Annotated in this window: 3 protein-coding genes; 1 reads left to right on the plus strand and 2 read right to left on the minus strand. The window is 45.7% G+C overall.

Going from position 1 to position 3,907, the window contains the following annotated elements:
• Both F6K20_RS27960 and F6K20_RS27965 read right to left on the minus strand, forming a co-directional pair.
• Positions 1-2,892: NB-ARC domain-containing protein (locus F6K20_RS27960; protein WP_287296855.1), on the minus strand; the 2,892-nt coding region annotated here is incomplete at its 3' end.
• Between the two features lie 129 nt (positions 2,893-3,021).
• Positions 3,022-3,420: a hypothetical protein gene (locus F6K20_RS27965; RefSeq protein WP_287296857.1), complete on the minus strand. Its 399-nt coding sequence runs from the start codon at positions 3,418-3,420 to the stop codon at positions 3,022-3,024.
• 177 nt (positions 3,421-3,597) lie between these two features.
• Between F6K20_RS27965 and F6K20_RS27970 the strand changes: the two genes are divergently transcribed.
• The gene (locus tag F6K20_RS27970) at positions 3,598-3,864 is read left to right on the plus strand and encodes a hypothetical protein (protein ID WP_287296859.1); all 267 of its coding nucleotides are present in this window, start codon (positions 3,598-3,600) and stop codon (positions 3,862-3,864) included.
• Positions 3,865-3,907 lie beyond the last annotated feature (43 nt).

Raw genomic sequence — 3,907 nt, forward strand, 5'->3', positions numbered from 1 at the left:
TAAGGCGACTAAGGCATCGGCTCGGGAGTTTTCATCGGAAATCCGTCTGGCACAATCTAAGGCTTCTGGTAACACATCGGGTAAGTGGGGGACTAAGGCGACTAAGGCATCGGCTCGGGAGTTTTCATCGGAAATCCGTCTGGCACAATCTAAGGCTTCTGGTAACACATCGGGTAAGTGGGGGACTAAGGCGACTAAGGCATCGGCTCGGGAGTTTTCAAACTCAATCCCTCTGGCGCAATCTAAAGCTTCTGGTAACACATCGGGTAAGTGGGGGGCTAAGGCGATTAAGGCATCGGCTCGGGAGGATTCAAACGAAATCCCTCTGGCGCAATCTAAGGCTTCCGATAACACATCGGGTAAGTGGGGAGCTAAGTGTCCTAAGGCTAATGCTCGGTAGTATTTATCGGAAATCCTTCTGGCGCAATCTAAGGCTTCCGATAACACATCGGGTAAGTGGGGGACTAAGCCGATTAAGGCTAATGCTCGGGAGTTTTCAAACTCAATCCCTCTGGCGCAATCTAAAGCTTCTGGTAACACATCGGGTAAGTGGGGGGCTAAGGCGATTAAGGCTAATGCTCGGGAGGATTCAAACTCAATCCCTCTGGCGCAATCTAAGGCTTCCGATAACACATCGGGTAAGTGGGGGGCTAAGTGTCCTAAGGCTAATGCTCGGTAGTATTTATCGGAAATCCTTCTGGCGCAATCTAAGGCTTCCGATAACACATCGGGTAAGTGGGAGGCTAAGGCGACTAAGGCATTGGCTCGGTGGTATTGATCCCAAATCCCTCTGGCGCAATCTAAAGCTTCCGGTAACACATCGGGTAAGTAGGGGGCTAAGTCTCCTAAGGCTAATGCTCGGTGGTGTTGATCCGAAATCCTTCTGGCGCAATCTAAGGCTTGGGGTAACACATCCGGTAAGTCGGGGGCTAAGGCCACTAAGGCTCTGGCTCGGGAGTATTCATCGGAAATCCCTCTGGCGCAATCTAAGGCTTCTGGCAACACATCGGGTAAGTGGGGGGCTAAGGCTCCTAAGGCTAATGCTCGCAGGTATTCATGGTCAAGCCCTCTGGCGCAATCTAAGGCTTTGGGTAACAACACATCCGGTAACTGGGGGGCTAAGGCCACTAAGGCATAGACTCGGCAGAATTCATGGTCAATCCCTGTGGCGCAATCTAAAGCTTCCGGTAATAAAGAAGGAGGGAGATACTTACTAATTGCCTTCAAACTCTCTGCTTGACTTCTAGAATCTTTATTCTGTCGCACATAAGCTAGTGCCTGAGCTGGAGTCCAAATTTTGTTCTTAAGTAATGCAGCCATTAACTTTGGAGGAATATTTCCAGCCAAGCTATTGAGGGATGTGGTAATCAGAGCATAACGACACTGTAAACTAATCGATTCTGTGGAATTTTCTGTAAAATTGGCTGCTGCTATTGCCCAAGCTCTCGATACATCTTTTACAAAATTCGCAGTGTTTCCCTGTCTCTCACACTGCCAATACCAACCGTTATCTCCTGCTGGAGTTTCTTCTTTCAGGAGTTGATGAATTTCATCTATCTTTTGGGCTTTCTCTAGGTGCCAGGTTAAGTGGCTATAGATATAACCATCATCGGATAAGGTATGCCAGAGGTTGTTATCGGTTAAATTTCGATACTTCTCCAATAATGTGCCATGAGCAGCAGGCAGAGTTATGCCTAATCCTGGTAGATTTCCTTTGCGTTTCGGTTTTGGAGGAGCAATCAATAAATTACGTGCAAGGTCATGAAATAAGTCATGTAAACGGTAGGTTGGTGTTCCATCTACCCCAGGGATACCAGACAATAACAGCGCTTTATCTTGGAAGTAGTGCAACTCATCTGCTGCATCCCGCTCATCATCCATATCCCAGAGAGTTGCAATCATTGCCTGAGTAATGTTTACATCATCCGGTAATATTCCCAGCCAAATAAAGTCTTCTCGTTGTTGTGCTGGTAATCTTTTTATGCTCAAGTTTAATGATGCAGTTAAGCTGAGCTGTTTTAAACTTGCCTCATCCTTAGCATCTCTAGCCCCTGGTTGATCCAATCCTTTTAACCGAGCTACCTCTTGCTGCATATCTTGTAATAAAACGTTCCAAGAAGTACCACCAGCCACCTGTGCAGCAATTAGTTCTAGGGCCAAAGGCAGGTAACCGACCTCTTTGGCTAAAGCTTCAGCTTCCTGAGTTTCTGTATCAGTGAGGTTATGTCCTAGTTTTTCGGTTAGCAGTTTCATAGCTTGCCATGGCTGCATCACATCCAGAGGATATTCTATGGCTTTGAGAATTTTAGCGATCGCAGCCTCACGAGTTGTTACCAAAATTTGACAACCCGGTCCACCAAAATTAAATAATTGTGCATCCTCTGTCTTCCAAACATCATCAACCACTAGCAACGCTTTTTTATCGGATAATAACGTTCTTAATTGTAAGGAAGCGCTATGAATATTAATCGGTTTAAAATCATAATCACCTAATTGCTGTATCCACGTACTTAGAAAGGATAAAATATCAGGGTTCTGACCTAAGGTTGCCCAAAAAATCCCATCGGTAAAATGGGATTGAACCTCCTCATCACGGGCTAAAGCTGCAGCTAACGTGGATTTACCAATTCCTCCTAAGCCATAGATGGCACTAACTACTAAGGTGCCAGCTGTAGCGGTTTCTTTGGATAAAAGAATTTGTTTTAGTCGTTGGCTTACTTCCGGGCGCTTGACATAATACGGAGGTAGTGGTGGTGCTTGAAACGGTACACCAATAGGTGCACGATGAGACTCTTGAAGGATCTGATTCTCAATGTGAACTTGAGCACCTGAGGCAGCATAAACACCAATTTTTTCGGCAAACTTGCCAGAGTCTTCAGGGGTGCATATCATAATTTGTAAAAAAGATCGCAAGTGTGGGGAGTGTGGGGAGTGTGGGGAGTGTGGGAATATTCTCCCGAATTTTTGCCTAATTGCAAAACTGAGATGCAGCTGTCTTCAGGCATTTGGAGCTAAATGTGATTAAAATTCCATCTTATCGATTCTTCCCTGACCACCTGGCATGACAACCTGACCAATTTTCTCTGCCAACTTTTGCAAGTTTGGCATGGCAATAATTTCAGCAAATTTGGGATTTGGTTCGGCCTGGGCAGCGGCTGCCAATTCCTGCATAGCTTGAGCCACTTCGGAGTTATCTTGGGCTGCTGCCTCTACCTGCAATACCACGTCATCAAAATCGAGAGGTACCTCTGGGGCGTTCTCGATCGCAGTTACTGTATCTGGAGACTGTTTTCTCAGGGATTCCAGAAACTGGCTAGTCTGGTTCCAAACAACTTGCCCGACATTTTCCCCAGTTTTTTCTAAGGCTTTAGTGGCGAGCACAGTAGAAATAGCGACAACTGCAGCGGCTAATGGTTCCATAGTTTAAGGAGATTATTCAGAGTCTTGGTTTATTATAGTATTTTTAAATTGGGTGAGTTAGTTAGTAGTTAGTAGGGTGGGCAGTGCCTACTAATGCTATCGCCAGATGCTCTTATCTATCTTTGGCACTGCCCACCCTACATCAATATTCTATTGTGATTAATTCTTTGGTGGGCAGTGCTTACTAATGCTATCGCCAGCTGCTGTTATCTATCTTTGGCACTGCCCACCCTACATCAATATTCTATTGTGATTAATTCTTTGGTGGGCAGTGCCTACTCATGCTATCGCCAGCTGCTGTTATCTATCTTTGGCACTGCCCACCCTACATCAATATTCTCTATTGTGATTAATTCGCGCGGTGGGCAGTGCCTACTAATGCGATCGCCAGCTGCTGTTATCTATCTTTGGCACTGCCCACCCTACATCAATATTCTATTGTGATTAATTCTTTGGTGGGCAGTGCCTACTCATCCTATCTCTAGCT

Origin of the sequence: Moorena sp. SIO2C4, assembly GCF_010672485.1 — a bacterium.
Lineage (GTDB): Bacteria > Cyanobacteriota > Cyanobacteriia > Cyanobacteriales > Coleofasciculaceae > Moorena > Moorena producens.